The organism is Streptomyces sp. NPDC050743, from assembly GCF_044456925.1.
In the GTDB taxonomy this organism is placed as follows: domain Bacteria; phylum Actinomycetota; class Actinomycetes; order Streptomycetales; family Streptomycetaceae; genus Streptomyces.
Map to the genome: position 1 here is coordinate 1 of NZ_JBITGJ010000042.1, position 25,191 is coordinate 25,191.

General features: G+C 69.4%; 17 protein-coding genes and 6 pseudogenes. 7 read left to right on the forward strand and 16 right to left on the reverse strand.

Annotated features, from left to right (window positions below; genetic code table 11):
* Positions 1–252: 252 nt before the first annotated feature.
* A pseudogene (locus ACIBJF_RS31295) lies at positions 253–552 on the forward strand (DUF2397 family protein); the annotation flags it as partial.
* An 80-nt stretch (positions 553–632) separates the two neighbouring features.
* On the opposite strand, the gene ACIBJF_RS31300 reads toward ACIBJF_RS31295, so the two are convergent.
* Positions 633–803, reverse strand: a complete 171-nt coding sequence (locus tag ACIBJF_RS31300) for a hydrophobic protein (protein ID WP_071377864.1) — start codon at positions 801–803, stop codon at positions 633–635.
* Between the two features lie 137 nt (positions 804–940).
* Between ACIBJF_RS31300 and ACIBJF_RS31305 the strand changes: the two genes are divergently transcribed.
* Positions 941–1,114 carry a CsbD family protein gene (locus ACIBJF_RS31305; protein ID WP_399178738.1) on the forward strand — a complete coding sequence of 58 codons (174 nt, stop codon included), beginning with the start codon at positions 941–943 and terminating at the stop codon, positions 1,112–1,114.
* A 14-nt stretch (positions 1,115–1,128) separates the two neighbouring features.
* Here the strand turns inward: ACIBJF_RS31305 and ACIBJF_RS31310 are convergent.
* Together ACIBJF_RS31310 and ACIBJF_RS31315 are read right to left on the reverse strand one after the other, a co-directional pair.
* A pseudogene (locus tag ACIBJF_RS31310) lies at positions 1,129–1,812 on the reverse strand (PP2C family protein-serine/threonine phosphatase); the annotation flags it as partial.
* A 261-nt stretch (positions 1,813–2,073) separates the two neighbouring features.
* Positions 2,074–2,917, reverse strand: a pseudogene (locus ACIBJF_RS31315) (RNA polymerase sigma factor SigF).
* 321 nt (positions 2,918–3,238) lie between these two features.
* Here ACIBJF_RS31315 and ACIBJF_RS31320 point away from each other — a divergent pair.
* A complete protein-coding gene (locus ACIBJF_RS31320) occupies positions 3,239–4,459 on the forward strand; it encodes an RNA-guided endonuclease InsQ/TnpB family protein (RefSeq protein WP_399178740.1) in 1,221 nt (406 codons plus the stop codon).
* A gap of 60 nt (positions 4,460–4,519) precedes the next feature.
* On the opposite strand, the pseudogene ACIBJF_RS31325 reads toward ACIBJF_RS31320, so the two are convergent.
* Positions 4,520–4,933: pseudogene (locus ACIBJF_RS31325) on the reverse strand (thiamine pyrophosphate-dependent enzyme); the annotation flags it as partial.
* A gap of 257 nt (positions 4,934–5,190) precedes the next feature.
* Between ACIBJF_RS31325 and ACIBJF_RS31330 the strand changes: the two are divergent.
* Positions 5,191–5,700, forward strand: coding sequence for a MarR family winged helix-turn-helix transcriptional regulator (locus ACIBJF_RS31330; RefSeq protein WP_399178742.1), 510 nt, complete (start codon positions 5,191–5,193; stop codon positions 5,698–5,700).
* Between the two features lie 10 nt (positions 5,701–5,710).
* On the opposite strand, the gene ACIBJF_RS31335 is transcribed toward ACIBJF_RS31330, so the two are convergent.
* From ACIBJF_RS31335 to ACIBJF_RS31365, 7 genes are all read right to left on the reverse strand, one after another.
* On the reverse strand, positions 5,711–6,928 hold the full coding sequence (locus ACIBJF_RS31335) for a PP2C family protein-serine/threonine phosphatase (protein ID WP_399178744.1): 1,218 nt from the start codon (positions 6,926–6,928) through the stop codon (positions 5,711–5,713).
* 118 nt (positions 6,929–7,046) lie between these two features.
* Positions 7,047–8,771 (reverse strand): PP2C family protein-serine/threonine phosphatase, encoded by a 1,725-nt coding sequence (locus ACIBJF_RS31340; RefSeq protein ID WP_399178745.1) that lies wholly within the window; start codon positions 8,769–8,771, stop codon positions 7,047–7,049.
* Positions 8,758–9,816 carry a SpoIIE family protein phosphatase gene (locus ACIBJF_RS31345; protein ID WP_399178747.1) on the reverse strand — a complete coding sequence of 353 codons (1,059 nt, stop codon included), beginning with the start codon at positions 9,814–9,816 and terminating at the stop codon, positions 8,758–8,760. Before ACIBJF_RS31345 ends, ACIBJF_RS31340 begins: the two co-directional genes overlap by 14 nt.
* The gene (locus ACIBJF_RS31350; RefSeq protein ID WP_399178748.1) at positions 9,816–10,259 is read right to left on the reverse strand and encodes an anti-sigma regulatory factor; all 444 of its coding nucleotides are present in this window, start codon (positions 10,257–10,259) and stop codon (positions 9,816–9,818) included. Before ACIBJF_RS31350 ends, ACIBJF_RS31345 begins: the two co-directional genes overlap by 1 nt.
* On the reverse strand, positions 10,259–10,672 hold the full coding sequence (locus ACIBJF_RS31355; RefSeq protein ID WP_399178750.1) for an STAS domain-containing protein: 414 nt from the start codon (positions 10,670–10,672) through the stop codon (positions 10,259–10,261). Before ACIBJF_RS31355 ends, ACIBJF_RS31350 begins: the two co-directional genes overlap by 1 nt.
* A complete protein-coding gene (locus tag ACIBJF_RS31360) occupies positions 10,669–11,553 on the reverse strand; it encodes an STAS domain-containing protein (RefSeq protein WP_399178752.1) in 885 nt (294 codons plus the stop codon). The genes ACIBJF_RS31355 and ACIBJF_RS31360 overlap by 4 nt, the downstream gene beginning before the upstream one ends.
* A gap of 142 nt (positions 11,554–11,695) precedes the next feature.
* On the reverse strand, positions 11,696–12,844 hold the full coding sequence (locus tag ACIBJF_RS31365) for a PP2C family protein-serine/threonine phosphatase (protein ID WP_399178806.1): 1,149 nt from the start codon (positions 12,842–12,844) through the stop codon (positions 11,696–11,698).
* A gap of 158 nt (positions 12,845–13,002) precedes the next feature.
* Between ACIBJF_RS31365 and ACIBJF_RS31370 the strand changes: the two genes are divergently transcribed.
* Positions 13,003–13,488 carry a MarR family winged helix-turn-helix transcriptional regulator gene (locus ACIBJF_RS31370; RefSeq protein ID WP_399178754.1) on the forward strand — a complete coding sequence of 162 codons (486 nt, stop codon included), beginning with the start codon at positions 13,003–13,005 and terminating at the stop codon, positions 13,486–13,488.
* A 785-nt stretch (positions 13,489–14,273) separates the two neighbouring features.
* Here the strand turns inward: ACIBJF_RS31370 and ACIBJF_RS31375 are convergent.
* A pseudogene (locus ACIBJF_RS31375) lies at positions 14,274–15,013 on the reverse strand (integrase).
* Between ACIBJF_RS31375 and ACIBJF_RS31380 the strand changes: the two are divergent.
* Complete coding sequence (locus ACIBJF_RS31380) at positions 14,954–15,142, forward strand: hypothetical protein (RefSeq protein WP_399178808.1); 189 nt, start codon at positions 14,954–14,956, stop codon at positions 15,140–15,142. The pseudogene ACIBJF_RS31375 and the gene ACIBJF_RS31380 sit on opposite strands and share 60 nt — an antisense overlap.
* A 352-nt stretch (positions 15,143–15,494) precedes the next feature.
* Here the strand turns inward: ACIBJF_RS31380 and ACIBJF_RS31385 are convergent, their stop codons facing one another.
* The 4 genes and pseudogenes from ACIBJF_RS31385 to ACIBJF_RS31400 all read right to left on the reverse strand — a co-directional run bounded on the left by ACIBJF_RS31385 (position 15,495) and on the right by ACIBJF_RS31400 (position 22,061).
* A complete protein-coding gene (locus ACIBJF_RS31385) occupies positions 15,495–17,954 on the reverse strand; it encodes a galactose oxidase-like domain-containing protein (protein WP_399178755.1) in 2,460 nt (819 codons plus the stop codon).
* Positions 17,951–19,135: pseudogene (locus tag ACIBJF_RS31390) on the reverse strand (glycosyltransferase). Before ACIBJF_RS31390 ends, ACIBJF_RS31385 begins: the two are co-directional and overlap by 4 nt.
* 26 nt (positions 19,136–19,161) lie before the next feature.
* Entirely contained in the window at positions 19,162–20,802 is a 1,641-nt protein-coding gene (locus tag ACIBJF_RS31395) for an ArnT family glycosyltransferase (protein ID WP_399178757.1), read from the reverse strand.
* Positions 20,799–22,061 (reverse strand): glycosyltransferase, encoded by a 1,263-nt coding sequence (locus ACIBJF_RS31400; RefSeq protein ID WP_399178758.1) that lies wholly within the window; start codon positions 22,059–22,061, stop codon positions 20,799–20,801. Before ACIBJF_RS31400 ends, ACIBJF_RS31395 begins: the two co-directional genes overlap by 4 nt.
* Before the next feature lie 2,153 nt (positions 22,062–24,214).
* Between ACIBJF_RS31400 and ACIBJF_RS31405 the strand changes: the two genes are divergently transcribed.
* Complete coding sequence (locus ACIBJF_RS31405; RefSeq protein WP_399178760.1) at positions 24,215–24,904, forward strand: lysostaphin resistance A-like protein; 690 nt, start codon at positions 24,215–24,217, stop codon at positions 24,902–24,904.
* Positions 24,905–25,191: the final 287 nt, after the last annotated feature.

Sequence of the window (25,191 nt, forward strand, 5' to 3'; positions counted from 1 at the left end):
GGTACGTCACCCCGCTCGAAACGAGATCCTTGCTCAGGCAGAACCTCGTCCCGGCAGCGTAAACACCCGCTGTCCAGTTCGCGGGGGGAACTTCAGGGGGACAAGGGGTGACGAGTACGGTCGGGTCGGGCTCCCGCCCGGAGATCTCCCGTTCTTCCCAACCCTGGCCCGCGCCCCACGTCGCGCAGCACCCTGGGCAGGATCGCCACGAGCGAGACCGGACCCGCGGGTGGCTTCCACGGTGTCCGTGTCCTGGACTTCACCCCGCCGTCCGAGGAGCGCACGGCGCCGGCCGACTCCCGGCCGCGGGTGGCCCCGAGCCACACCCGTGCCACTCAGCCCGAACCTGGCCGCGCTCCCCATAAGCGGCGACTGCGCGAGGCCGCCCGTGAGCGGGCCGCGGCCAGGGCAGCGGCGGCGGACGAACTACGCAGCGGCTCGGGCCGGTTCGCCGAAGTGCGTCTGACTCCGGCAGCGCTGGGACTGCTCCTGGAGCTGCCGGCCACCGCACTCGGGAACGCAACTCCGGCGTCGCGCCGGCACGGACGGGGAGGGCGCGACGGAATTCGAAGAAAGAGCCCGGCCGGTGTGTGTCCGGCCAGGCCCTCGCTCAGGCAGTCAGCGCGGTCAGGTCACCATCGGTACCAGCGGCTCCGGCCGCCTCCGGGACTGGCCGAGCGCATCACGAAGCCGAGCAGCCACACCACCAGCACCACGACCGCGACCCACCAGAGGATCTTCAGCGCGAAACCGGCACCGAACAGAAGCAGTGCGAGAAGCAGAACGAGCAGCAAGGGAACCATAGTCTCAACCTCCTGACGCCCGCTTGCCCTCCGATCCCTCAGGTATGCGCCCCAAGTCCCTTGTTTATCAAGGGTGGCGGGGGGCAAACGGTGCTTACCCCCGAAGACGCCCCCCCGTTAGAGGAGGTAGATCGATCATGACTGCCGGCGAGAAGGCCAAGGCGCTGGCCGAGCAGGCCGAAGGCAAGGCCACGAAGGCGATGGGGCAGGCGGTCGGCAACGAGCGCGTCACCGCCGAGGGACAGGCCGAGAAGTCCACCGGCCATGCACGGCAGGCCAAGGAAGACGTCAAGGACGTCTTCAAGCGCTGACGCTCCCGTATTCGTCACGGATTGAGGGCTCCACCTCGTCGGGGTGGAGCCCCCGCCATGTGCACTGCAGTTCCCAGTGGCGCTACTCCCGGAACGTTCCTCCTGAAGCATGTAGCTGGAGCCAGCCATGGCGGTGTTCCAGACCTTCGCGCTGCTGCCCTGGCCACCTGCAGCAGAACGTCGGCCTCGGCCTGGAGGCCAAGGGAGCCTCGCCGTCGAGCGCCGAGGCCACCCGGTGGCCCATCGATCTGATCGGCCTGGACGGGATCGAGTCTGCGTACCCCAAGGAGTTGTCCGGCGTAGAGCACGAGGGTGTCGCCCGGGTCGGGGCGGTCGTGGCGGTGGCGAAACTCGCGGACGGCAGGACTGCGACCAGGAGACCTCCGGGGGCGGCAGGTAGCCGGCCGTGCCGTCGGCAGGCAGGACGACGGCCGGAGGATGCCCCCGCGAGGCAAGGTGTACGGCGATCTGACCGGCAACGGGGCCGGTTCGACCGTACCGAGGATCGCCGTGCAGTAGCGCGGGTCGCCGCCGGCGTAGCGCTCGTGAAGCACCTTGTTCAGGGTCGACAGGCCAGAGACGTGATCGGGGTCGTGCAGGGCCGCGGCGCGCGGGGTGTAGCGGGTCAGAGAGGTGAGCGCGGCTGTCTGCGCTCCCGTGCCGCACACATCGCGGAGGAAGAAGGCGAAGCGCTTGCCGAGAGCCGTGCCGGTCACGCGGCGGCACCCCATGCACCTCGATCGCGGAAGGGACCGTATGTCCCGCCGCTCCTTCGAGGCCGTCACCGCATGGTGCCGACCTCGGACGACGTCCGGCGCAAGGACTCCCTCCCCGCGAACCACCCTGCGCAGCGGGGACCCTGACCCTGCCGACCGACAGGCTCCCGCGTGGGCAGGCCCTGCGCCCGTTGTCTGCGCGAGGACGGCGACAACCGTCCCCGAGTGCCGGTTGTCCGGCCGTCATTCCGTGCTGAGCATGCCTTCACGCAGGCGTGCCAGGAGACGCGCGATGAGGCGGGAGACGTGCATCTGGGAGACGCCGAGGCGTTCGCCGATCTGGGCCTGGGTGAGTTCCTCGACGAAGCGCCAGTGGATGATCTTGCGGTCCCGTTCGTCGAGTTCTGCGATCATCGGTGCGAGGGCGTGGAAGTCCTCGACCAGTTCCAGTGCCTCGTCCTCGTCACCGATGAAGTCCGCCAGGACGGCCTCGCCGTCCTCGCTGCCGTTGATCGCCGCGTCCAGTGAGGCGGACTTGTAGCCATTGGAGGCCAGCTGGGCCTCGGCTACCTCTTCCTCCGGAAAGGCTCATCAGCTCGGACAGCTCTTTGGTCGTCGGTGTCCGCCCCAGTCGGGTGCACAGTTCCTCGTTGGCTCGGGCGAGCTGGACGCGGGCTTCCTGAAGCCGTCGCGGCACGTGCACGGCCCAGGAGGTGTCGCGGAAGAACCGCTTGATCTCGCCGACGATGTAGGGGACGGCGAAGGAGGTGAACTCCACCTCACGGGACAGTTCGAACCGGTCGATGGCCTTGATCAGGCCGATCATGCCGACCTGGACGATGTCCTCCATCTCCTCCGGCCCGCGGCTGCGGAACCGGCCGGCCGCGTAGCGCACGAGGGACATGTTCATCTCGATCAGCGTGTTGCGGGCGTAGCTGTAGTCGGGCGTGCCCTCCTCCAGCACCGTCAGCTGCTCGAAGAACAGCTTCGACAATTGCCGCGCGTCCCTCGGCGCGACCTCGGAAGGGTCCGCGATCTCCGGAACGTCCACCGTCTGCTCGGCAGTCTGCGTGGTCGTCGTCGGCATCGTGCGCCCCTCCCAGTCGATCGGTCTTGTCCTCACCGGTCCATCGTCCGGCAAGCACCCGCCTACCCCGGCCGCCGACCGGCATTCCTCGAACGTCCGTCGGTTCCCGCTCTCCTCTCTAAGGCCGCAGACTCCCTTCACCGGGTTCCTCCGAGGATGCCCCGGCCTTCAGGCCGGGGAGGAATCGGACTCCTGCGGAGCAGGGCAGGGATAGCCGGATCGCCGTCAGGGCGATCCGGTGTCCCGCCCCGCACGGCGGTGACGTCGCCCACCATGATCAAGAACTCTCAACTGTCAGTGCTCTCAGGTAGGTTCGGATGCATGACGACGGAGGCGACCGCGAAGGACACCGGGCATGCCCGGTACACCTTCCGTGTGCGCCTGTCGAACACGGCCAGGCGCCGGCTCGAAGCCGAGTGGGATCGCTGCCGGTGGATCTGGAACGAGTGCGTGGCCAAGTCCCGGCAGGTCCACGTGCGGGGCAAAGCGGGTGGCGAGAAGCTGACGTGTGGTCCGGCTCAGCTCGACAGGATGCTGACCGAGGCCCGCGGGGCGACGCCCTGGCTCGCTGAAGGCGCGAGCGTGCCTCAGCAGCAGGTGATACGCGACTTCGCCGCGTCCCGCGCGAAGGCCTTGAAGGACATCAAGGACCGGCTTCCGGCGCACCGCCGGGCCGGGATGCCCAGGTGGAAGAAGAAGCGGGAGGCGCGGCCCAGCCTGAACTACACCCGGCGCGGCTTCCGGCTTGATGACGGCCGCCTGCGACTAGCGGGCGGGATCGTCCTGACGGTGGTGTGGTCGCGGGAGCTGCCCGCGGACCCGTCGAGTGTGCGGGTGTACCAGGACAGCCTCGGACACTGGTATGCGTCCTTCGTCGTCCCGGCTCAGGTTGAGCCGCTCTGTGAGAGCGGCCGCGTCCTGGGCGTGGACTGGGGTGTGAGGGAGACCGCCACCACCACCGACGACGCCTACGACCTCCCCCATGCCGGGCACGGCAAGCGGGCCGCGCAGCGGCTGGCGAGGTACCAGCGGATGATGGCCCGGCGCCGGCCTCCCAAGGGACAGCCCGCATCCGCCGGCTACCGCAAGGCGCAAGCCCAGGCGGCGAAGCTGCACAAGAAGATCGCGCGGCAGCGCGAGGACACCGCCCGCACGTGGGCCAAGTCCGTGATGCGCGGCCACGACGGGGTCGCGGTGGAGGACTTCAGGCCGAGGTTCCTGGCGAAGACCACCATGGCCCGCAAGGCGGCCGATGCCGCCATCGCCGCGACGAAGCGTGCCCTGGTCGAGATGGGCCGCAAGCACGCACGGGACGTCCGTCTCGTGCACCCGGCGCACACCACGATGGACTGTGCCACGTGCGGAGCGAGAACCAAGCACGCACTGCCTCTGTCGATGAGAACGTATGCCTGCACCGTGTGTGGAGCGGTGTCCCCCAGGGACAAGAACTCCGCCCGCGTGATGCTGGTCCGGGCAGGTTGGAACCCGGACGGTGCCGAGGGCGTAAGACCACCCGAGCCGCCGGCTCCGGTGGCGGCCTGAGCCGTAAATCCCCGCACAGCCCTGGAGGGCGACGCATCCCCTCCCTTCAGGGAGGGGAGCCTTCAACTTGGCCACGACGAACCCCCCAGCCCTGCTCGACGGTCGGCTTGGCCGGCACTGCGATCTCGTCGGGGTGGGTGAGGACGCAGAGCAGCACCGGCCCCGGACTGCGGAAGGCGCTTCGCACGGCGCTCTCCACCTCTCCCGGATCCGTCACGCGGATGCCGACGATGCCCATGGACTCGGCCCCCTTGCGAAGTCGGGATTGTCGAGCACGGTGCCGAAGTCGGGCAGACCGGCCTGCTCCTGTTCGAGTTTCACCATGCCCGGCCGGCGGTTGCCGAAGACGACGAGCGTGACGGGAAGGCGGTACGCCTTCAGGGTCATGAGGTGGCATGGCGTTGGCCATCGAGCCCAGGTTGAGGAGCCGATGAGACGTCGCTCGCCGCGCATCTCGACGAAGCGCGAGAGCCACCACTCGCAACGCGCCCTTGCCCGGCCCGGTCTGCCCTTGGTTCTGCGGCTCGGCCCGTAAGGCCACCGGCAACTCCTACCATGGAGCGACGCCCAGGCGGCTCCCTTCGGTCGGCCCCGGTTTCCGGCCTGGCGTCGGCGCTGTCCGGGCGACGTCCGGCCGACCCAGGAGCGGCTTGCGCCCTTTGCCGTCGGGTACAGCGATTGAATGAGGATTGACTCTGCAGCGTTCGAAACCCAGTGAAAGCGATGTGTTCGTGACCCGTCTCGACGGCCCAGGCGACGACCGTGTGGAGAGGCCGGGCGATGGCCCGGACGCCGTCGCGCTGGAGATCGCCGACGCTGTGGAGAGTCTCACGAATCTGTGGTCGCTGGCCGCTCAGGAGGCGACCTTGCGTCTGTCCCCGCACCAGCTGCGGGCACTGCGGACGCTGGAGGCGGCACCTGGACTGAACCTCACCACTCTCGCCGAGCGGCTGGACATTGGGCTGCCCACGGCCAGCAGGCTGTGTGACCGGCTGGAGGCGGCGGGAATGCTGGAACGCACTCTGCACCCGCAAAGACGCCGCGAGGTCCGGCTGGGCCTCACCCCACAGGGACGCCGCGTACTGGATGATGTGGCATCGCGCCGGGCCGAGGCGCTGAGGGTCGCGTTGGCGGCCATGGAACCGGCGGAGCGGTCGGCACTGAGCCGCGGGATGAAGGCCTTCCTCGCCGCTCACAGCGGGGGGTCGCCTGCTCCGGGAGAGCCGCCTGGCGAGCGGTGAAGGGGCTGGGTCAGTGGGGCTCGGGAGTGAGCCGCGCCGTGTCGACGGCCCTGCCGGTCCAGTCGAGGCAGACGACCGCGGCGTCCGAGGTGAGGTCCTTGCTGCCGAAGTGCTCGATCAGCCCGGCGACGACCGCGCGCGCGGTCTCGTGCGGTGAGGCCTGGCGGGTCGCGCTCAGGATCTGGCGCAGCCCGTGTTCCCCGAAGAGGTCTCCGGTCGCCGAGCGGGTGCCGTGCACGCCGGTGCTCAGGGCGACCAGGCGGTCGCCGGGCTCCACGTGAAAGGTCTGTTCCTCGTAGAGGGTCTCTTCGAACATCCCCAGGGGAAGCTGCGCTTCCAGCTCGACCAGATCGATCCCGTTTTCGCGGAGGCGGTACAGCCGAGGGGAGCCGGCGTCGACCGCACGCACAGTCCCGGTCTCCAGGTCGAAGCGGAGCAGGAGTGTCGAGGCGTACGCCTTGCCGCCGTACTGGGCGTAGACGGCCTGGTCCGCCAGGGCGGCCTGGTCGGCGAGGCCGATGCCGGCGCGGCGGGCGTTGCGCAGGGCGCTGACGGCGAGATGGGTGAGCAGGGAGGCGTCGATGCCCTGGCCCATGCCGTCGGTCACGGTGAGGGTGAGGTGGTCGGCGCTGGTGGACCAGTCGAAGTTGTCGCCGCCGGTGGCGTAGGCGGGCTCCAGATGGGCGCCGATGACGTACTCCCGGCGGGCGCAGCCGCGCCCGGGCAGGAGCTGCCACTGCATCTCGGCGGCGAGGGTGAGGCGGCGGGTACGGCGGGCCTGCAGATAGAGGTCGGTGTCCCGGCTCGCGGTGGCGACCTCGTGTCCGAGGGCCGTGGCGAACTCGCCGAGGCTGAGCACGGTGGCCGGGTCCGCCGAGGTGGTGGGCAGGCGCACGGAGAGGATGCCGAGCCGGTCGCCGCGGACGGTGAGGGGCAGGTGGATCAGCTCGACGGCCGGGTCGGCGGTGGCCTGCACGACCGGCTTCTGGATGGTGAAGGCGGTGCCTGCAGGGCCGTCGTGGGCGGAGACCGGGTCGCCGGTGTGCGGCAGGTCGGTGACCGGTTGCAGGACGGTGAGGCTGTAGTCGCCCAGGAGAAGGGTGACCTCCTGGGCGCCGAAGAGTTCGGCCAGCAGCGCCTCGGCGGTGGCGACCAGCGCATGGGGCGGAACGGCCCGGAGTCGGCTTTCCACGGACGGGAACGGTTCAGAGGCATTCACGGCGTCCACCCTCTCCCCCATTGGACCTCCACGCTATCGCGGCGAAGGCCCGAGGACGGAGCGCGGCGGAACGAAGGACCGCTGCGGCCCGGAACCGGCATCGGCTGCAGGCCTGTCCGTGTCGCCCTCAGGACCTCGGGAACGGAGCGGTGCGGCACAGCAGAAGGCAGACGTCGTCGTCGCGTTCGGACTCGTGGACAAGGGGTTTGAGGAGGGACTCGGCGCTCGCGTCCAGGTCTTTCAGATCGGGTTCGTGCAGTCCTGCCAGGGTCTGGGCGAGCAACTCGATTCCGGTGTCGATCCCTTGGGCACGCCGCTCGACCAGGCCGTCGGTGTAGAGCACGAGTGTCGAACCCGGTTCGATCTCGGTCGTGTGATCCTCGTACTCGAAGGGAATCGGCACGCCCAGCATGACCCCGGGCTTGTCGTCCAGGACACGCACGGCGCCGCCGGGAGCACGGACCACGGCCGGCGGGTGGCCGGCGGCGGCCCACGTCACCTGGAGGTCGCCGGGCTTGAAGCGCGCGATCATGGCAGTGGCGTAGAGGTTGGGCTGCTGGTGGCAGAGCATGCGGTGCAGCCGTGTGAGGATCTGGGCGGGGCTGGTCTCCTCGATCGCGTACGCGCGCAGTGCCGTGCGCAGCTGGCCCATGATGACGGCGGCGCGCAGTCCGTGTCCGGTGACGTCTCCTATGACGGCCAGCAGGCTGCCGTCGGGCTGGAAGAAGGCGTCGTACCAGTCGCCGCCGATGTTGAGGCCGCGGGTGGCGGGCAGGTACCGGGCGGCCAGGTGCAGGCCGTCGGCAGCGGGTAGGTCGGTGAGCTGGGCCCGCTGCAGTTCCTCGGCGGTGTCCCGGTGGTGTTCGTAGCGCAGGGCGTTGTCCAGGGCGATGGCGATACGGCGGGCCAGTTCGAGCAGCATGACGCTGGTGTCGGCGTCGAAGTGGTCCCCGGGGGCCGTGAGTGTCAGTACGCCCAGGGATCGCCGCACGGTGAGGGGGATGCACAGCAGAGGCCGATCCGGCGACAGCGCAGAGGGCGGGAGGTCGTCGGTGCCGGGCAGGTCACCGGGATGCGGTCCGGCGTGCTGCGGGCGGTCGGTGCGGGCAGCGGTGACCGCCGCGGCGGAGTGGCGGCCGTTGCGGGCCGCCTGCTCGTCCTCGTCGAAGAGCCAGACGTCGACATGGCTGGCGTACTCCGGAATGAGCAGGTCGGGCAGACGGCGCACGATGTCCTCGTGATCGAGTGACGCGGTGACGACCGCGCTGGCGTTGGCGAGGAAGGTCAGCAGGCGTCGTGCCTTCTCCGCCTCGCCGCGCGCGGCCCGTTCCGCATCGAGCAGTTTCTGTTGGGTCAGCGCGGCGGCGTCCAGTTCGGCGTGCAAGGCCAGCACGCCCTGGTTGGTCTGGTGCAGTTCCTCACGGTGGAGCCTGACCAAGTTCTCCGACTCGTCCAGCCTCTGCAGAACCGCCGCCGTCTCCTCGTCCGCCGCCAGCAGGGCTTCGGCCGGCGCGGTGTCGTCCGGGTGCGCCGGGAGATGCGAGTCCTGTGTCATGGGGCCGGGGCAGGAGAGGGCGCGGTGCCACGGCGAGGCCTGCCCCGGGGCCCGCGTGGCCGGCTGTACGACAGCCCGTACGCGCACGGACCTGTCCGGGCCTGTCTGCTGGACGGTGAGGGTGAGCTGGGCGCCGCCTTGGCCGAGAGACCGTCGCAACTGTGCGGTGAGTGCGGTGAGGAAGCGTGCTCGTTCGATCTTGGGCGCCCCCAGGGAGGCTGCGAGCTGCGCCAGGAATGTTCGGGCTCGGGCGACCTCGCCGGCTGTGGTGATCTTCCGGACGTCAGGCGGGATCATGGCGTCGGTCCACGGGGTCGGAGGCCAGGACGGCCACGCTGGTGTCGTCGCGCACGGGGCTGGCGGCGCTGCTGGCATCACGCAGGATGGTCGCCGCGACCACCGCCGGGTCACGGGTGAGGAGGTCGGGATCGTCGGGCGGTGCCCATCGACTGGGCAGACCGTCGCTGTGCAGGACGAGCGGGCCGCCCGGCCGCCACGGCAGGCGACGTGCGGGCACGGTCGCCGGGTACTGGGCGCCGACGATGCCGGGGTGGGAGATCAGATGCTCCCATGAGTCGCCGGCGTGCAGGCGGGCGCCGATGTTACCGACGCCGGCGAACGCCAGTTCCCCGGAGTCGGTGTCGACTTGTGCGACGGCGACTGCCGCGCCGCGGGTGGGCCGCAGGGCCAGGTGCATGTGGCGCAGGATCTCCTCAGGTGGCAGGTGTGCCGAGCGGTGCAGCTCATCGACGGCGGCGCTGGACGCGTGCGCTGCCTGGGTGCCGTGGCCGAGGCCGTCGGCGAGCATCAGGGTCACGCGGCTGCCCGACCGGGCGCAGCTCCAGGCGTCTCCCGAGTGCTCGTTCCGGCCGAGGGGGACGTTGATCCCTCCCGCCCTCGGGCCCTGCCCCCTCTGGTCCCGACACGGTGCGGGCCCCTGGTCGACGCGGGCGACCGCGACGGTCCCGCGAGGGGTGCTATACAGGTCGAAATCATCAGATATACGCATGCAGGTGCCCAGACCGGCGCCGAGCGACGCCTCGCTGGTGGTGTACCCGTCGCGGAGGGCCACGGTGATGTCGTGGATGCCTGGACCGTAGTCGATGGCTGTCACCTGCACCCCGGGGGCGCGCGTGGCGCCGGGCCGGTCGACGATGTCGATCACGACCCGACCGCCGCCGGCGTGCTTGACCAGGTTGGTGGCCAGCTCGGTGGCGACCAGGGCGGCGACCGCGGTGCGGTGCGGGTCGAGACGGACATGGGCGCTGGCCGCCTCGACCGCCACCCGGACGTCCCGTACGCGGGTGGAGTCGTACACCGGGATGTCCCAGACGCGCGCCATCACACCTCCGATCGGGCCGCGGGTACGCCTGTGGTCCAGGCGATGACGGTGACGGTCGTGCCCCGGCCGGGTTCGGTGTCGATCTCGAACTCGTCGACGAGGCGTCTGGCACCGCTGAGACCGAGTCCCAGACCGCTGCCACTGCTGTATCCGTCGGTCATGGCCAGCTCGACGTCGCGGATACCGGGACCGCTGTCGACGAAGGACAACCGCAGCCCCCGAGACACACCCCGAGTCAGTGGCGTGACTTCCACGTGCCCGCCGCCGCCGTGGACCAGGGTGTTGCGGGCCAGTTCGCTGGCGGCGGTGACCAGCTTCGTCTGCTGCACCAGTCCGAAGCCGAGGTTGGCTGCGCTCTGGCGTACCTGCTGGCGGACCCACGCGAGGTCCGCGTCCGAGCGGATCGGCAGGCTCGTTTCGACGGCGGGGTCGGAGGCCGGCATCACGTCCCCTTCTCGCGACCGTCCGAGGCGCTCGGCGTGGACCTCCGGGTGAGGAGTTCCAGTGCGCGGTCGACGTCAAGCGCGGTGGTCAGTCCGGGCAGGGTGAGGCCGAGCTCGACCAGCGTGATCGCCACAGCCGGCTGCATGCCGGCGACGACCGTGCGGGCCGCCAGCAAACTGGCGCTCGCCGCGATCTCGGCAAGGTTCCGTCCCAGAAAGGAGTCGACGACCTCGACACCGGAGATGTCGATGATCACACCGTTCGCCCCGCTGTCGGCGATGCGGTGGCTGATGTCCTGCTGGAGTTGCTCGGCCATGCCGTCATGCAGCTCCCCCTGAAGGCTGACCAGCAGGGTCTCCCCCAGCGTCAAGACCGGGACCCCGGTCGCGTGGACCGGGTGAGGAGCGGTCACCGCATGCTCGCACGGGGAGACACTTCGATACCCAGCCGGCTGAGGGCGTAGGCCAGGGCGTCGGCGAGCGAGGCGCGGGTGAGGACGGAACTGAGATCGATGCCGAGTTGCACAATGGTCTGGGCGATGGCCGGGCGGATGCCGGAGACGATGCACTCGGCGCCCATCAGCCGCGCCGCGGCGACCGTCTTCATCAGGTGCTGCGCGACAAGCGAGTCGACCGTGGGCACACCGGTGATGTCCAGGATGGCGTACCGGGCACGCTGGTCCACGATGCACTGCAGCAGGGACTCCATCACGACCTGGCTGCGGGCGCTGTCCAGCGTGCCGATCAGGGGTACGGCGACAACGCCCTCCCACAGGCTGATGACCGGCGTGGCCACTTCGAGCAGTTGCTGCCGCTGCCGTGCGATCAGCTCCTCGCCCGAGCTCAGCGCCGCCTGCATCACCACCAGCCGCAGGGTTCCCATGAGGGCCGCCAACGCCAGCAGACCCTCGGCCGCCTCAGGAGCGGAGGGATCGGAGAACTCGGCCCGCAGCAACTCGACGACCGGCGCCCGCAAGGCAGCCACCTCGTCCGCGATCTGGGCCGGGCTCGCCCCCGCCCGGGTCCGTGTACCGGACATGCGTCCCAGCTGGTCGCGCACGCTGTCGAAGCCGGACGAGGTGATGTCCTCCAGGCGTCCGGACGAGGCGACGTCGGACAGCGCGTCCACGACGGTCTTGCACGCCTCGACCGCTTCTTCGCGCGATACGGTGAACACAGTCCGGAAGAGCGGCGCATCGGCCCAACGCTGAGCGATCTGCTCCCGGCGGCGCTTCAGGAAAGATCCCAGCCGGCGCGCCGTCGACTCGACCGCCTCTTGCTCCGACACCTTCATCGTCTCCTCTGTACAGGGCCGTCGATCGACCGCACCCGAGACGCGATTATTGCCTCATGGCAAACGTTAGCGTCGTCGGTCCGGTGCAAACAACACGGGATCGCCACACAGCAAGGCGGGCGGCCGGCAATCCGGGCTTCGGTCAGATTCCGTGCCAGTCGAGGCAGACGACGAGCGCGTCGTCGTCAGGAACCGAACGACCTCGGTGACCGGTCAGCTCCCGCAGGATGGCGCGCGGGACCTCGGCGGCCGGCAGCAGCCGGGTCGCCTGGATCGCCCGGACGAGCGCGACATCGCCGTACACCTCACCCTTGGGGTCGGCCACCGCGTACACCCCGTCGCTGACGAAGACGAGCCGGTCGCCGGGCTCGACCCGGAACTCCTGAGCCACATAGTCGGTCTCCTCGAACATGCCCAACGGAAGCTGCGCCTCGAAGGTGACGTGTTCCACCGTGCCGCCGCGCAGCCGCAGCATCTGCGGCGAACCGGCGTCCACGACTTTGGCGCGGCCCGTCGCGAGGTCGAAGTCGAACATCAGCACCGACAGGTAGCAGCGGCCCCGGTAGTGGGCGTACACCGCCTGGTCGGCCAGGGCGGCCTGGTCGTCGATGGCGAGCCCGGCGCGCCGGGCGTTGCGCAGGGCGTTGATGGCCAGGTTCGTCAGCAGGGAGGCTTCTATCCCCTCACCCATGCCGTTGGTGACGTACAGCATCAGGTGGTCGGCCGTGGCGGACCAGTCGAAGTTGTCACCGAAGATCGCGTAAGCCGGCTCCAACTGCGCGGCCAAGTCGTATTCGGCGCGGGAGCAGGAGCGCCCTGGCAGCAGCTGCCACTGCATCTCGGCGGCCAACGTGAGCCGGTCCTTGCGCCGTGCCTGCAGGTAGATGTCCGTGTCCCGCTCCGCGACGACCACCTCGTGGCCGAGTACCTCCGCAATGTCGGAGAGCTCACCCAGCAGTTCCCGGACGCCGCTCTTGTGCGGCAGGGTCACGGACAGCACGCCCAGCCGGTCCCCGCGCACGCTGACCGGAAGGTGCACCCGCACGCGGCCGTCGCAGGCGGGTTCGACGACTGGTTCTTGGGCGCCGAAAGCACGGCCCGCCACACTGTTGTGCGCGGACACCGGCTCCGCGGTGTGCGGTAGCACCGACACGGGCTGAAGCACCGTCAGGCCGTAGTCGGCCAGCAACAGGTCGGCGGACTCCGCCCCGTACTGCTCGACCAGCACGCGCCGTACGGCGTCGAGCAACTCGTGGGGTGCCGCTGCGCGCAAAGCCCGCTCAGCGGTCACATATCTGTTCACGGTGGTAAACACACCAATCCTTCGGCGGACACTTACGGGCCTCGCTCGCGACGAGGCCGCTCGATAGCCGCGCCAAGCCGTCCAAACCATCTGTTGCCGCTGCGGGCGCCTAGTACGCTGGCGACCGTCCCAGTGCCTGCGAGAGTGTGACAGTGGCCGCCTTCCGCCCCCGCCCAGAACCCGTCGAGGTCGCCCGAGTGACCGCGACGGCTGGGGAGTTGCTGGAAGTCCTGTGGGGCCGGGCCTCCACCGCGCCGGCGTCGGCGTCGCAGATGCGGGTGTTGTTGACCCTGGAGCACCAGGACGGTATCAACCTGCGCACGCTGTGTGACGCACTCTCTTCCGCGCCCCCCGCAACCAGCCGGCTCTGCGACCGGCTGGTCGCAGCCGGGTTCGTCGAGCGCGTGATCGGCAAGGCCGACCGGCGCGAGGTCCGGCTGCACCTCAGCATCCGAGGCCGCGCCTTCCTGGACGAGCTGCGCGCACGCAGGGAGGAGGAGCTGCAGGCGGTGCTGAGGCTGATGCCCACCGGCAAACGAGCGGCGCTGTTGGAGGGGTTGGAGGCGTTCTGCGACGCGGCGGCGCTCCAGATACACGACAAAGGGGCGCAGCCCGGCGACCGCACGGCCTGAACGCCACGTCGCGCGACCAGAGTTCCCGACACGACGGGGCGTCGGTGGCCAGCGCGCGGAGCGGTCTCCGCCCACCGGAACATTCCACGTCCTTCCCCATGCTGTACGACACGGCTACTTTGTTGCCCTAGGGTCATAGTTGTCAAATGGCAATGAACGTCTTGAGGGCCTTCATGGCTTCGGATACCCCCAGGCCGCCTTCGGTCGACTGTGGGCCTCACCTCGAACTGGAACGCGTCTGATCACAGCTCTGGCGGGTAAGCGGACGACAGTGGCTGTTGAGATCGATGCTCGTCCCCCTTTGTGGACGATGCACACCCATCCGCCGGCAGTCCGCGCACCGCCGCAGACCTCTTTGAGCGCACGGCGACAAGCGGCTGGGCCTCCTCCTCACCCCCGGTCACGGCAGACGCGCTGCGTCCCCTTCGCTGGAAGCGGGTAATCGCTCATGCAGCACGACAGGCGCCTGAAGGCAGCGTGGATCTGCCTTCTCATCGTCGGTGCCGGCCTCCTCGTCTTCGGTGTCGCCGCCGCGGTCGCACCGGGGGCCGGCGACGAGCAACTCATGCCGGGGAACGGTGGGCGTGGTATGCGCAGTGGTACTACCCGGCCTTCTGGATCGCCCACTTGATGGGAGGGCTGCCGCCGGGCAAGGACCATGTCCACCAAGTGGTGTTCATCGTTCTGTCGCTCGCCGGGCTGCTGCTGCCCGTTCGCTTCTTCTTCCCCCGCCTGGCGTCCACCGCTTGGCCTTGCGGCTGCCGAAAATATTTCGTCCGGCCAGGTCAGGCGGCGTGCCGGTACTCGTGGATCACTCCGGCGAGCCGGTCCCTGCGGCGTATGCCCAGACAGGAGATGCGCCCCGGATCGGTGATTGGTTCGGGGACCGCGCGCGGTGGTGCTGCCTGGTTCATCGCTTGATGGGTTCGGTGGGTGTTGTGGTGCACCTCGAACTGGCGGAGGGCGTGGCGCAGGTGGCGCTCGTTCCAGATGAGGGAACTTCGCATCCCGGGCCCGGATGAGGTAAGTGACGGTGGCTGAGGCGTCTTCGAGGTCCATGACGAGGTTTCCTGCGGCCCGGCTCACCCAGTGCGCGGTGGGGTGCGCCGTGGCGCCGAGGATCCGGATGCGGCGGGTGACGTGCTCGATGACCGCGAGGATGTACTGGCTTCGGCCGGTCAAGGTGACGGTCTCGATGAAGTCGCAGGCCAGGATTGCGTCGGCCTGGGAGCGCAGGAAGTCGGACCAGGTCGTGGCGGCTCGGTCGGGCGCGGGGTCGATCCCCTCGTTCTTGAGGATCTCCCCAGACAGTGGAGGCGGCGACCCTGGTGCCGAGGGTGGCGAGTTCGCCGTGCACCCTGCGGTAGCCCCACGACGGGTTCTCCCGGACCAGGCGCAGGATCAGGATGCGGATCGAGCGAACGGTGGGCGGGCGGCCCGGCCTCTTCGGTCGGCAGGTGCGGGCGTGGCGCCGCTTGATCAGGTCGCGGTGCCATCGCAGCACGGTGTCGGGCTGGACCAGCAACCGGAGCCCGCGCAGAACCCGGCGCGGCAGCGGCACCTGCAGAGCGGCGAGGAAGGCTCGGTCTTCCGAGGCGAACTTCACCCGGTCCGCAGCGAGCTGCCGCTCAAGGACCATGATCAGGTGACGTAGGGCGAGAAACTCCGCGTCCTTGTCGCGGTCGCTCATCGTTAGTAGTCACAGTGCGGCGAACGCGTTGGTGACGGTCAGGTAGGCGAGACGAAGCAACCCGAGTGCTCATCCTGCCGCAGCACCGAACAAGCCCCTGAGCTGTATGGATGACATTCTCGGCAGGCGCGGAGCCAGCCCCGAAAACGCCGTATTCACAAGCTCGTCGGCATCTCTCACGCCAGTGGCAACGACACCCCGCGACGCTCTGTCACCACCGAAAGTGCGCCACGGCCGTCAATTTGACACTCCCTACGAGTGTGGCGGCCGGGCAAGACGGCGAAGCGCCCGACGCCGAGCTGCCGCCGTACAGCTGTCATCTGAGTGACCCGCCGTCGGTACGGTCGCAAGCCAGGCCGTTGCGGTTCGGGTCGAGTCGCAGCGGGTCGTCTACACCGTCGGTCTTCAACGGCAGCTTGAAATCGTGTCTGCTCAGCCACGTGCAGCGAGCGGCCGTGGTGGCCTTGACGGTGTTCGGGAAGACGGCCGGGATGCAGAGGTCGCGGGTGCCGTAGTGGTTGTCGCAGCCGGAGACACGGACGCCGACCGGGGCTGAGGTGCGCTTCTTCCCGGGCTTTTGGGGCTTGTTCGCCAGGTCCCTGGCGAAGTCGTGGATGTGCGGGGACGGGGTGTCCGTGCCGGCCGAGGTGGCGGAGTGAAGTGCGGTGGCACTCCCCTGGGCGTCCAGGTGGACCCACTTCGCCACCGAGGGCACACCGCCCGCGTCGACCGCGAAGAGCATGTACCAGCCGGGCGGGGCCAGATTCGGGTTGCTGGTGACGTTGAGGTCGATCGTGGTGCCGTTGACGGTCAACGGCAGGTCGACGAAGCGCTGGTTGGGGTCGGAGGAGTGGGTGACCGCGGCCGGGCGGATCAGTTCGGCCCTGGCGATCGTGCGGTCGACGGTGATCCGCTGGGTGCTGCCGTAGGTCCAGTGGCTGTCGGCGACCGAGGTGATCTGCGGCCGGGGGCCCTTGAAGAGGTAGGCCGGCGTGTAGATCGACACATTGTGGTTCCACGTGCCGTTGCCGGGGTTGTCGCCGGTGGCCATCACGCGGCCGTCCGGCAGCAGGAAGGCCGAGGAGTGGTAGCCGCGGGCCTCGGGGTCGGCGGCCACGGGGTCGAAGGTCTCGGTCTCCGGGACGAACATCGAGGCCTCGTGGACGGGGTCGGCCCGGTTGTGCAGTCCGCCGCCGGTCTCCAGGACCTTGCCGTCGGGCAGGAGGACGGCCGAGACGTACATCTTGCCCTGGCCGCCGGTCTCCGGGCCGGTGCCCATCGGCAGGTCGACCGTGCCCTGGGGCAGCAGCGGTCCCGCGGAGTACGCCGGGTTCGGCTGCTTCAGGTCGATGAGGTCGGTGAGCCGGTTGGCGTCGGGGTTGCTCTCGATGTTGCCGCCTCCGATGGTCAGCACCCGCTGGTCCTGCGCCGGGGGCAGCAGCACGCTGGCCGACTGGTCGCGCTGGTCCTTGTTCTGCAGGCCGTTGATGGGCGTGACGGTGTTGGCGTCGTAGTCGTAAACCGCCGAGCCGGTGCCGGGCGTGCCGTTGCCGAAGACATGGCTGCCGGAGTAGAAGAGCCGGCCGTCCTGCATCAGGATCATCGACGGGTACAGACCCCAGTACGACCAGGTCTGGTTGACCTGCGACAGCGGCAGCCACTCGTTCTGCTCGGCCGACCACTTCTCGGCCGTCACCGAGCCCGTGGAGTCCTCCCGCAGGCCGCCGAAGGACAGCACGTCCCCGTTGCCCAGCTCGGTCGCCGAGGGATACCAGTGGCCGTCGTTGAGGTCGTTGGTCTGCGTGTAGGTCTCTGTGTCCGGATCGAAGACATAGCTGTGCCGGTAACCCTCGTAGCCGTGCGAGCCGTCGGCGGCGGGGTAGGCCTTGTTGCCACTCATGACCAGGACGCGGCCGTCGGACAGCTGGATGTGACCCGAGCAGAACATGTCGTCGGGGGTGGGGATGACCTTGTAGGTGCCGGTCTCGGGGTCGTAGACGGCGGAGGTGAAGCTGCCGGCCGCGAAGTTGTCCATGTTGTTGCCGGAGCCCGCGATGAGCAGCACCTTGCCGTTCTTCAGGACCACGGAGTGCATCGAGCGCACCGGGTTCTGCGCGGGCAGGACATCCCACCTGCCGTCCTGGCACTCCACCGCGGTACCGGTACACACCGGATCGGGCGGTGTGCCGCCGACGAGTTCGGCGTCGTAGTCGTCGGTGGTGATGCTGCCGACGCCGTAGACGGACACGCCCCAGGTGAGCTGGTCGGTGCCGGCCGGGACCGGCGGGGTGCGCACCTCGGCCTTGTTCCAGGCTGCGCTGACCGGCGGGTTCATCAGGTCGGTCCAGTACTGCCAGCCGGCCGTGGTGTCGTGCCGGAAGAGGGTGACCGAGGTGTCCACGGTGGTCGACTTGTACCAGACCGACAGGTCGTACTGCTGGCCCGTCGTCACGTGCGGGGCGCAGTCGGGGGTCTCGGTCATCATCGCCTTGCGGTCGCCGTCCAGGCGGCGGGTCAGGGCGACGGTCACCGCTTTGCTTCCGGAGTGCGCGTCGGCAGTGGTGGTGAAGGTGAAGTCGTTGTCGCCCCAGCCGGACTTCTCCCAGCAGGCCGGCATGTCGCCGGTTCCGGCCGTCTCGAAGCCCGGGTTGATGACGAGGTTGGTGGCCGCCTCGGCCTTCTCGGGGTTCGACAGCAGGACACAGGGCGCCGCCACGGCGGCCAGGATGAATGCGGTGGCGGCCGCGAAGGGGCCGCGTGCTCTTCTCGGCATCATGCCTCCTCGATCGTTCTGCGGCCGTCGGCTGCCCGGCGGCCGCGGCGCGGCAGGTGGACCAGCATCTCGGTGCCCGCGAGCCGCAGGGGAAACGTCACGACCAGGGCGAGCGCGGTCGCCGGGAGCACGCCCGTCCCTGGCCGTCCGACGAACAGGGTGATCAGCGGGATGCGCAGCAGCTGGCCGGCGTCGGCCAGCACCGCGAACCGGCCCACGCGGTCGGCCCAGTGGCGGTGTCCAGCGGCGTTCCCGGAACAGCAGCAGCTCGATCAGCTGGGAGTTCCACAGCACGCCGAACTGGTTCGCCACGATCTCGGCGGGAACGTAGTGCATGCCCGCGGACGTGAGCGCGGCCGGCGCCCCCAGGTTGGGCACGAAGTCAGTGAGCCCGATCAGGCCGAAGACCAGCGCTCGCGCGACCGGAGAGGCGGTGCGCAGCCTCACCAGGTGGGCGACGAAGCGCATTGCCCCGCGGGCGGTCGACTTGGACTCGCCCGCGAAGCGGTCCTGGAAGTCGAAGGGCACCTCGGTGACGGCGCGGGGGCGGCTGCGGACCGCCGACTCCAGCAGATCCTGTAGCCCAGCGGGCGCAGCGCAGCGCTGTCGTGATGGTTGCGCACCGCGTCGCGGCGGATGGCGAAGAAGCCGCTCATCGGGTCGCTGATGCCGTGCAGGGCCCGCGGGAACAAGCCCTTGGCGAGGCAGATCGCGCCGCACGAGACCGCGAACCGGTAGGCCCCGGAGAGCCCGGCGCGGCTGCCGCCGCCGGTGTGGCGGCCGGCGACGCCCAGGTCGGCGCCCTTGTGGACGCCGGTCCAGACGAGCTCGTGGACGAGGGACGGCGGGTGCTGCAGATCGGCGTCCCTCACGACGACCCACTCGGTGCGGGCGGCCCTCAAGCCCTCGGCGACGGCGCCGGCGAGTCCACCGGCCGGGGTGTCGCGGTGGATGACGGTGACGGGGAACGGGCCGTCGCGGCCCGCCGTCTGGGCGGTCACCGGGGTGTCGTCGGTGCTGTCGTCGACGAAGACGGCCTCGCGGTCGGGCAGCCGCTCTGGGAGGGAGTCGGCCGGCCGGGCCAGGAGTTCGCGGACGTAGGCGGACCCGTTGAAGGTGGGGATGACCACGGTGACGGTGCCGGGCGCGGTGGGCGCTCCGGCGCGCAGACTGGGGGCGTTGATCTCCTCCGTACACGTACTGAACACGGTCACCTGGTCCCTCCAGTGATGCGACGGATCTCGATGCGGTCGGCGCCCTCGCCGAAGACCGCGACCGGGGTGGAGTGCTGCAGTGCCGCCTTGACGGTCGGCAGGTCGACGGCGTCCCGGCGCACCGTCGGGGAGGCGACCACGTAGTCGATGTCCCGCCAGCCGTTGGGCAGCGTCTTGGCGACGGCGGGGTCGAGGTCGGCCTTGTAGAACCAGATGGCGCCGTCACCGGGGCGGTATCCGGCGTGGACGAGGTCGAGCCACAGGGCGTCGTCGACCAGGGCCCGCGTGCGGCCCGGGTCCGCCACGTCGTTCCGCATCCAGGCGACGGCCGCCCGGTAGGGCGCGTTGGCATCGGTGGTCAGTGCCGTGCGGTCGCCGCCATACCAGTGCGGTACGACAAGGACGGCGGACGCCGAGCCCAGGGCGGCGAGCGCCGTCCCGCGGGCGTACCGAAGGGCCCGGCCGCTGTGCCCGGCGCCACGACGCAGCACCGCGTGGGTGACGCCCGCGGTGGTCCCGGCGACGATCAGCGCGAGGAAGGGCAGCGCCTGGATCACGTACATGGCGGGCAGATAGCCCGACGGACGCATGACGACCAGAACGAGGATCGCCACCGCGAGCGCGGGACCGGCCAGCGCCTTGGCCGTCACCGACCAGCGCAGGACACCGAGCAGCAGCACGGCGCAGACGAGTCCGACGAGCGGCAACACGGTGTCGTAGTAGAGCCACGACTCCAAGACAGCGTGCGAGCCGGTGCCCTTGGTGAGGATGAAGCCCGAGCCCTCGCGGCTCATCTGATATCTGATCCCGTCGATCAGCGAGACGTGCCCATGGCCCGGAAACAGCTCGCTGTTGAGCAGGGCATAGAGCGGATACCCCAGGCCGGTCAGCCCGCACGCGGCCACGGCGCCGGTAACCGCGAACTTGCGGGTGTCACGGTGGCTGTGCTGCCACATGGTCACCAGCAGCGCGGGCAGCACGACCAGCATCGTCTCCTTGCTCAGGACGCCGACGGCGGCGGCCAACCCGGCCCCGAAGTGGTGCCACAGATGGCGGCTGGGGGACGCGGCCAGACAGAACGCCAGCAGCATCCACATCACCGCGATGTTGTCGAGGAAGATCTCCCTCTGCAGCACGACCGCCAGCGGCGACAGCCCGAACAGGGCCATGCCGAGCCCGGCCGCCCAGCGCTTCAGATCGAGCCGTCGCGCCAGCACGTAAAGCAGTACCGCGCTACTCCCGCTGATCAGCAGCATCGCGTAACGCATCGTCGCCACCGTCATGGCGCCCGGGTCGATCAGCGAGGCCGGCCATGTGATGAGCGCGATCTGGATCCAGCCGACCGGCGGGTGGTCGTACCAGTACGTGTAGTGGGCCAGGCCCCTGCCCTGCTGGATCGACCAGGCCTGCGCGAGGTACGTGCCCTCGTCGTCGCTGAAGGTCGGGAAGCGCGTGATGTTCCAGCCCTGGACGGTCAGGATCATCGTCAACAGAGCGCCGCACAGGAGAAGATCCGGACCAGAGGTGCGGAAGCGGAATCCTGGAGCAGGTCTCTTCGCGGCGAGGTGGGCGCCGACACGCGGCTCGGGCACAGCCGCAGCCGGCGGCGCAGTAGCTGTGAGCTTGGTGCCCGTCACCGGCTCACGCTCTCTTGGGTCGCCTCGGTCAGGTGCGCGCCGACATGACGGGTCAGCTCCCAGTCGGTGCGGCCACGCTGCTCGCGCCACACCGCGCGGACGGCGGCTCCGGCCAGGAGGAGCTGGTAGACGGGGCCGCCCGCGAGGAGCTTGACGTAGTGCACCACGCGCACTCGCAGGGCGTACTGACGGCCGAAGTCGTGCAGGCCCACGACCTCGAAGACGAAGGTGATGGCGGCGGTCAGCGCGGGCAGGAAGGTGACGACCGTGATGCCGACCGGGACGTCGAGGAAGATCGCCACCGAAATGTTGAGCGGGATGATCACCCCGCTGAAGGCCTGGAAGAACGGCGTCATGAGGGTGTAGCGGGCGAGCATCCGCTGCCCCAGGGTGGGCAGTTGCTTCCAGTCCTCCTTGCGGTAGACCTGCAGGAAGCCCTGGTTCCAGCGGGTCCGCTGCTTGAGAAGGCTCACCAGGCTGCCAGGGGTCTCCTCGCGGGTGACCATCTCGGAGTCGTACGCGACGACCACACGCTTGCCCTTGCTGGACAGCCGCACGCCGAGGTCACAGTCCTCGGCGAGGCAGTTCTCGTCCCACCCCCCGGCATCCCGCAGCACGTCGGTGCGGACGAAGACGGTGTTGCCGCCGAGCGGGATGAAGCCCTTGAGCGCGTGCAGGTGCAGCCGGCTGCGGAACCAGAAGAAGTACTCCAGGCAGTTGCGCAGGCTGTACCAGCTGGAGTGGAAGTTGATGAGCTGGACGCCGCCCTGCACGACATCGGCCCCGGAGGAGCGGAAGGCGTGGTCCACATGGGTCAGGAGGTCGGGGTGGACCTGGTCCTCGGCGTCGAAGACCCCGACGACTTCGCCGGAGCAGTACGGCAGCGCGGTGTTGAGGGCCTTCGGCTTGTTCTTCGACTCGTTGGTGTCGACCACCACCCGCACCCTGTCGGGCGCAGACGCCGCTACCCTCTCGGCCACTTCTGCGGTGCCGGGGTCGTCGTGGCCGACGATAACGATGATCTCGTAGGCCCCGTGCGCGGATTTCAGCAGGCCGTTGACGGTGTGTTCGAGAACCGCCTGCTCGTGCCTCGCAGGAACCAGCAAAGAGAAGGAAAGGCCCGCGTCCCCATCGGGTCGCGCGAAACGGGTGGCCGCCAGCGTTTCTGGCGTACGCCAGGCATGCATCTGCCACCAAAGTGTGAACGCCGCCGTCCAGAACAGCGCCAGTGACGTCGCGGTGATGAGCGCGGCAAACAAGTAGAACTCCTCATACGGGCTGTGGAGCACCACAGCTGTGAACTCGTGGGTTGGTGCCGGTCGCGGAGTCGGCGACGAGAAATCCGGGCATGCTCTCGTATCCCAGGCGTATGCGCGGGCCCCAGGACGCGTACCTGCGAAATACGGAAATCCGCGCGTCACGGCAGATTTGGTCTGCGGAAGTGGTCCTGTGTACGCGGCTGAACCGCCCGGCACACCGGTTCATCGGACGGAATCCGAAACGTGCAGCGAAGGGAATGGGCAATCTGTCCGGGCGGCGCTGACTACCGCGTCAGCGGTTGGCGAGCGCCTCGGGACTCCAGGTGCCCCTGAAGTTGCACCGTGTGCCGGTGGTGGTGCGACAAGCTACGTCACCCGCGCCGCAGACCGAGCGGATTTGAGTGCCCCGCGCCTGCAACTGCCCTGGTAATGCAACCAGAAGGGGCCCTTGCCCCTAAACCAGACGGCGAGCGCACACGAGGGCTCGTTGCGACGGCGCCCTCCGCAACGACCTGAGACATGTCCGGCGACTTCCTCGGACCCCTGCCCAGGACCTCGAGTCCGGAAGCAGTCCCGCGGACCCTCTGTCGAGTTCTTGCACGTCGATCATGGTGATTCCATCTCGTGACGGGCGCAGGAAGACGTATTCGGGGTGGACACAACCCCGTCCAGCACCATTGGACGATTTGTCCGGCGATGTTGGACGCTAGTTGCTGTGCTTATCGCCTTGCAAGCCACTCCTGCGGAGGATTTCCGCGTCGAAATCACGGAACGGAGAAACCAGCAGGTGAGCGCAACTCATGGACAGGGAACCGCCGCTGGACGCAGGTCGGGGCTCACCCGTACGAACCAGCCCGGCCGACTGTGTCCTGCGAGACTCCCGCCCTTCGGAGGTGCGGGTTGGGGCACCGTCAAGTCGGCCTCGATGCGTCAGTGGCGATCGACCACTGATCGGTTCCGCGGTTTATCCGCGATATCTCGTTGCCTGCGATGCGGGCGTCGCATGCCGCTGGCGCTGGGGTACGACGGGTTCCACAGGCCCTGATCTGCTGGTCCTTCCCGGTCCTCGTCGGGTCGGGGGCCCGTGTGGGGCTCGCAAAGTCATCGCCGCAGGTGGGAGCCCGCACACCGAGCCCTCGACAGTGGCTGGGATGCCGCACGGTGATCATCTCGCTGCTGTGCCGGGCCACCCGTGCGCTGCTGTCCGTCCCGTCGGTGCTGCCGCGCCGCGACACCGCAAAGGATGCCGAACTCCTCGTGTGGCGACACGAGAACGCGGTGCTGCGCCGCCGGCCGGCGAGCCCGGTGCGCCACGAGCCGGCGGATCGGTTCTGGTTCGCCGCCCTGTCCGCGTTGATACCCCGTCGGCGCTGGAGGGAGATCTTCCCGGTCACCCCGATTACCCGGCCGGCGTGGCACCGTAGGTTCATCGCCGCGAAGCGGGACCACTCCGCGCACCGACGCACTGGGCGCCCACCCACCCGAACGCTGATCAGGAAGCTCGTACCGCAGTCGGCCCGGGGGAATCCACGCTGGGGGCACAGGGGAATTCAAGGGGAGTTGACCCGACGCTGCTCCCCGGGTCGCCGCCTCGACGGTGTGGGAGATCCTCAGCGCGCCTGGTGTCGGCCCGCCACCGCGCCGCTCTGGCCCGACCTGGCAGGTCTTTCGGGAGAAGGACTTCGCCGCGTGCTGGACGCAGCTCACCAGCCGCTCGGCGGGCCCATCGTGCTGGTGTGGGACAACTACACTCATCACGTCGACGCCGCGATGCGCGAGCTGATCGAGGCCCGGCAGGGGCTGACAGGCTTCCGCTTCCCGCCTGCACACCCGACGTCAACCCGGCCGAGGGCGTGTGGGCGCATCGGAAGAACAGCCTGGGCAACCTCGCCCCGTGCAGCCTCGACGAACTCGCCGCACTGGCTCGCACCCGCCTGAAACGGATGCGGTACCAGCCGCCCTGCTCGACGGCTTCATCGCCGAGACCGGACTCATCCCGGCTCCGCCATGACGTCACCTCGAACCGAAAACCTCAGTGGTCGGCACCAGCCCGGGCCGCGCTGGTCCAGGGCGGCGAACCGTACCGGTATGCCCGCCTGCTCAGCGCGTCGTGATCTGCCGGATCCCTGCGCGTCAGGGATGCTGGAGAGACCATGCATTCGCTGCTCCTCGCGGTCAGCGTGCTCGCGGCTGCGAGCACGCTGACCACTGTGCTGGCCGACGACTGGTACGTCCCGGTGTGCGTCACCGCGGCCGCGCTGCTCGTGACGATCGCCCGCCGGTCCGGTCTGAGCTGGGAGGAGCTGGGGCTCGGTCCAGTATCGGCGCAGTGTGGGCTGGACTGGGGCCTCGTCCTGGCCGGGGCCGTCCTCGCCGTCTACCTCCTCGCGTGGCATATGCCGATCACCCACGAGGCTTTCAAGGACAAGCGTGCTGCCGGTCTTCCTGCCGCGAAGCAGTTGTTCCGCGTTCTGGTGCGCGTGCCGTTCGGCACGGTGCTGCTGGAGGAGGTGGGCTTCCGCGGCGTCCTGTGGGCCCTGATCACCCGGCTTCATGGCCCCGCGTGGGCCACGGCGGTCTCGTCCACTCTGTTCGGTTTCTGGCATGTGCCGCCGTCGCGGGGACTCACCAAGGCCAACAGCGCGGCCGAAGGCGTCTTCGGTACCGGGACAGCCGGCGTCATCCGGTCCGTCGCCGCCGCCGTCGTCGGCACGGGCATCGCCGGCGTGCTCTTGTGCGAACTGCGCCGCCGGTCCGGCAGCCTGATCGCGCCCATGGTCGTACACTGCGCCCTCAACAGCTTCGGCTACGCCTCGGCTTGGGCGGCTGTCCGCAAGAGGTGACGGACGCCGCCAGGGGTCACGCCACACCCGGGGCCGGCGGGCCAGCCGGCCTCTCCGACTCCTCGTCGGCGAGGAATGCGAGCGACGGCTCGCTCGCTACCAAGCAGCCCTCGACGCCGGAGCCGACGCCGCCGTCGTCACCCAGTGGATCAACGAGGCCCAGCGAGACAAGGACGCGGCGTAGAAGAAGCTCGACGCGCGCCCCGCCGTCACCCGAAAGAGGTCCCTGGGCATCGCTTGGGAGGCGGCAACGACGTCTCCGCCTCCACCGTGCGCCGCTGGCTGCT

What these genes read in the sequence shown, in the direction of transcription:
- ACIBJF_RS31350 (WP_399178748.1), bottom strand. Translation starts at nt 10,259, where the DNA reads ATGCCGGCCTCCGACCCCGCCGTCGAAACGAGCCTGCCGATCCGCTCG.
- ACIBJF_RS31305 (WP_399178738.1), top strand. Translation starts at nt 941, where the DNA reads ATGACTGCCGGCGAGAAGGCCAAGGCGCTGGCCGAGCAGGCCGAAGGC.
- ACIBJF_RS31300 (WP_071377864.1), bottom strand. Translation starts at nt 803, where the DNA reads ATGGTTCCCTTGCTGCTCGTTCTGCTTCTCGCACTGCTTCTGTTCGGT.
- ACIBJF_RS31345 (WP_399178747.1), bottom strand. Translation starts at nt 9,816, where the DNA reads ATGGCGCGCGTCTGGGACATCCCGGTGTACGACTCCACCCGCGTACGG.
- ACIBJF_RS31385 (WP_399178755.1), bottom strand. Translation starts at nt 17,954, where the DNA reads ATGATGCCGAGAAGAGCACGCGGCCCCTTCGCGGCCGCCACCGCATTC.
- ACIBJF_RS31320 (WP_399178740.1), top strand. Translation starts at nt 3,239, where the DNA reads ATGACGACGGAGGCGACCGCGAAGGACACCGGGCATGCCCGGTACACC.
- ACIBJF_RS31360 (WP_399178752.1), bottom strand. Translation starts at nt 11,553, where the DNA reads ATGAAGGTGTCGGAGCAAGAGGCGGTCGAGTCGACGGCGCGCCGGCTG.
- ACIBJF_RS31405 (WP_399178760.1), top strand. Translation starts at nt 24,215, where the DNA reads ATGCATTCGCTGCTCCTCGCGGTCAGCGTGCTCGCGGCTGCGAGCACG.
- ACIBJF_RS31340 (WP_399178745.1), bottom strand. Translation starts at nt 8,771, where the DNA reads ATGATCCCGCCTGACGTCCGGAAGATCACCACAGCCGGCGAGGTCGCC.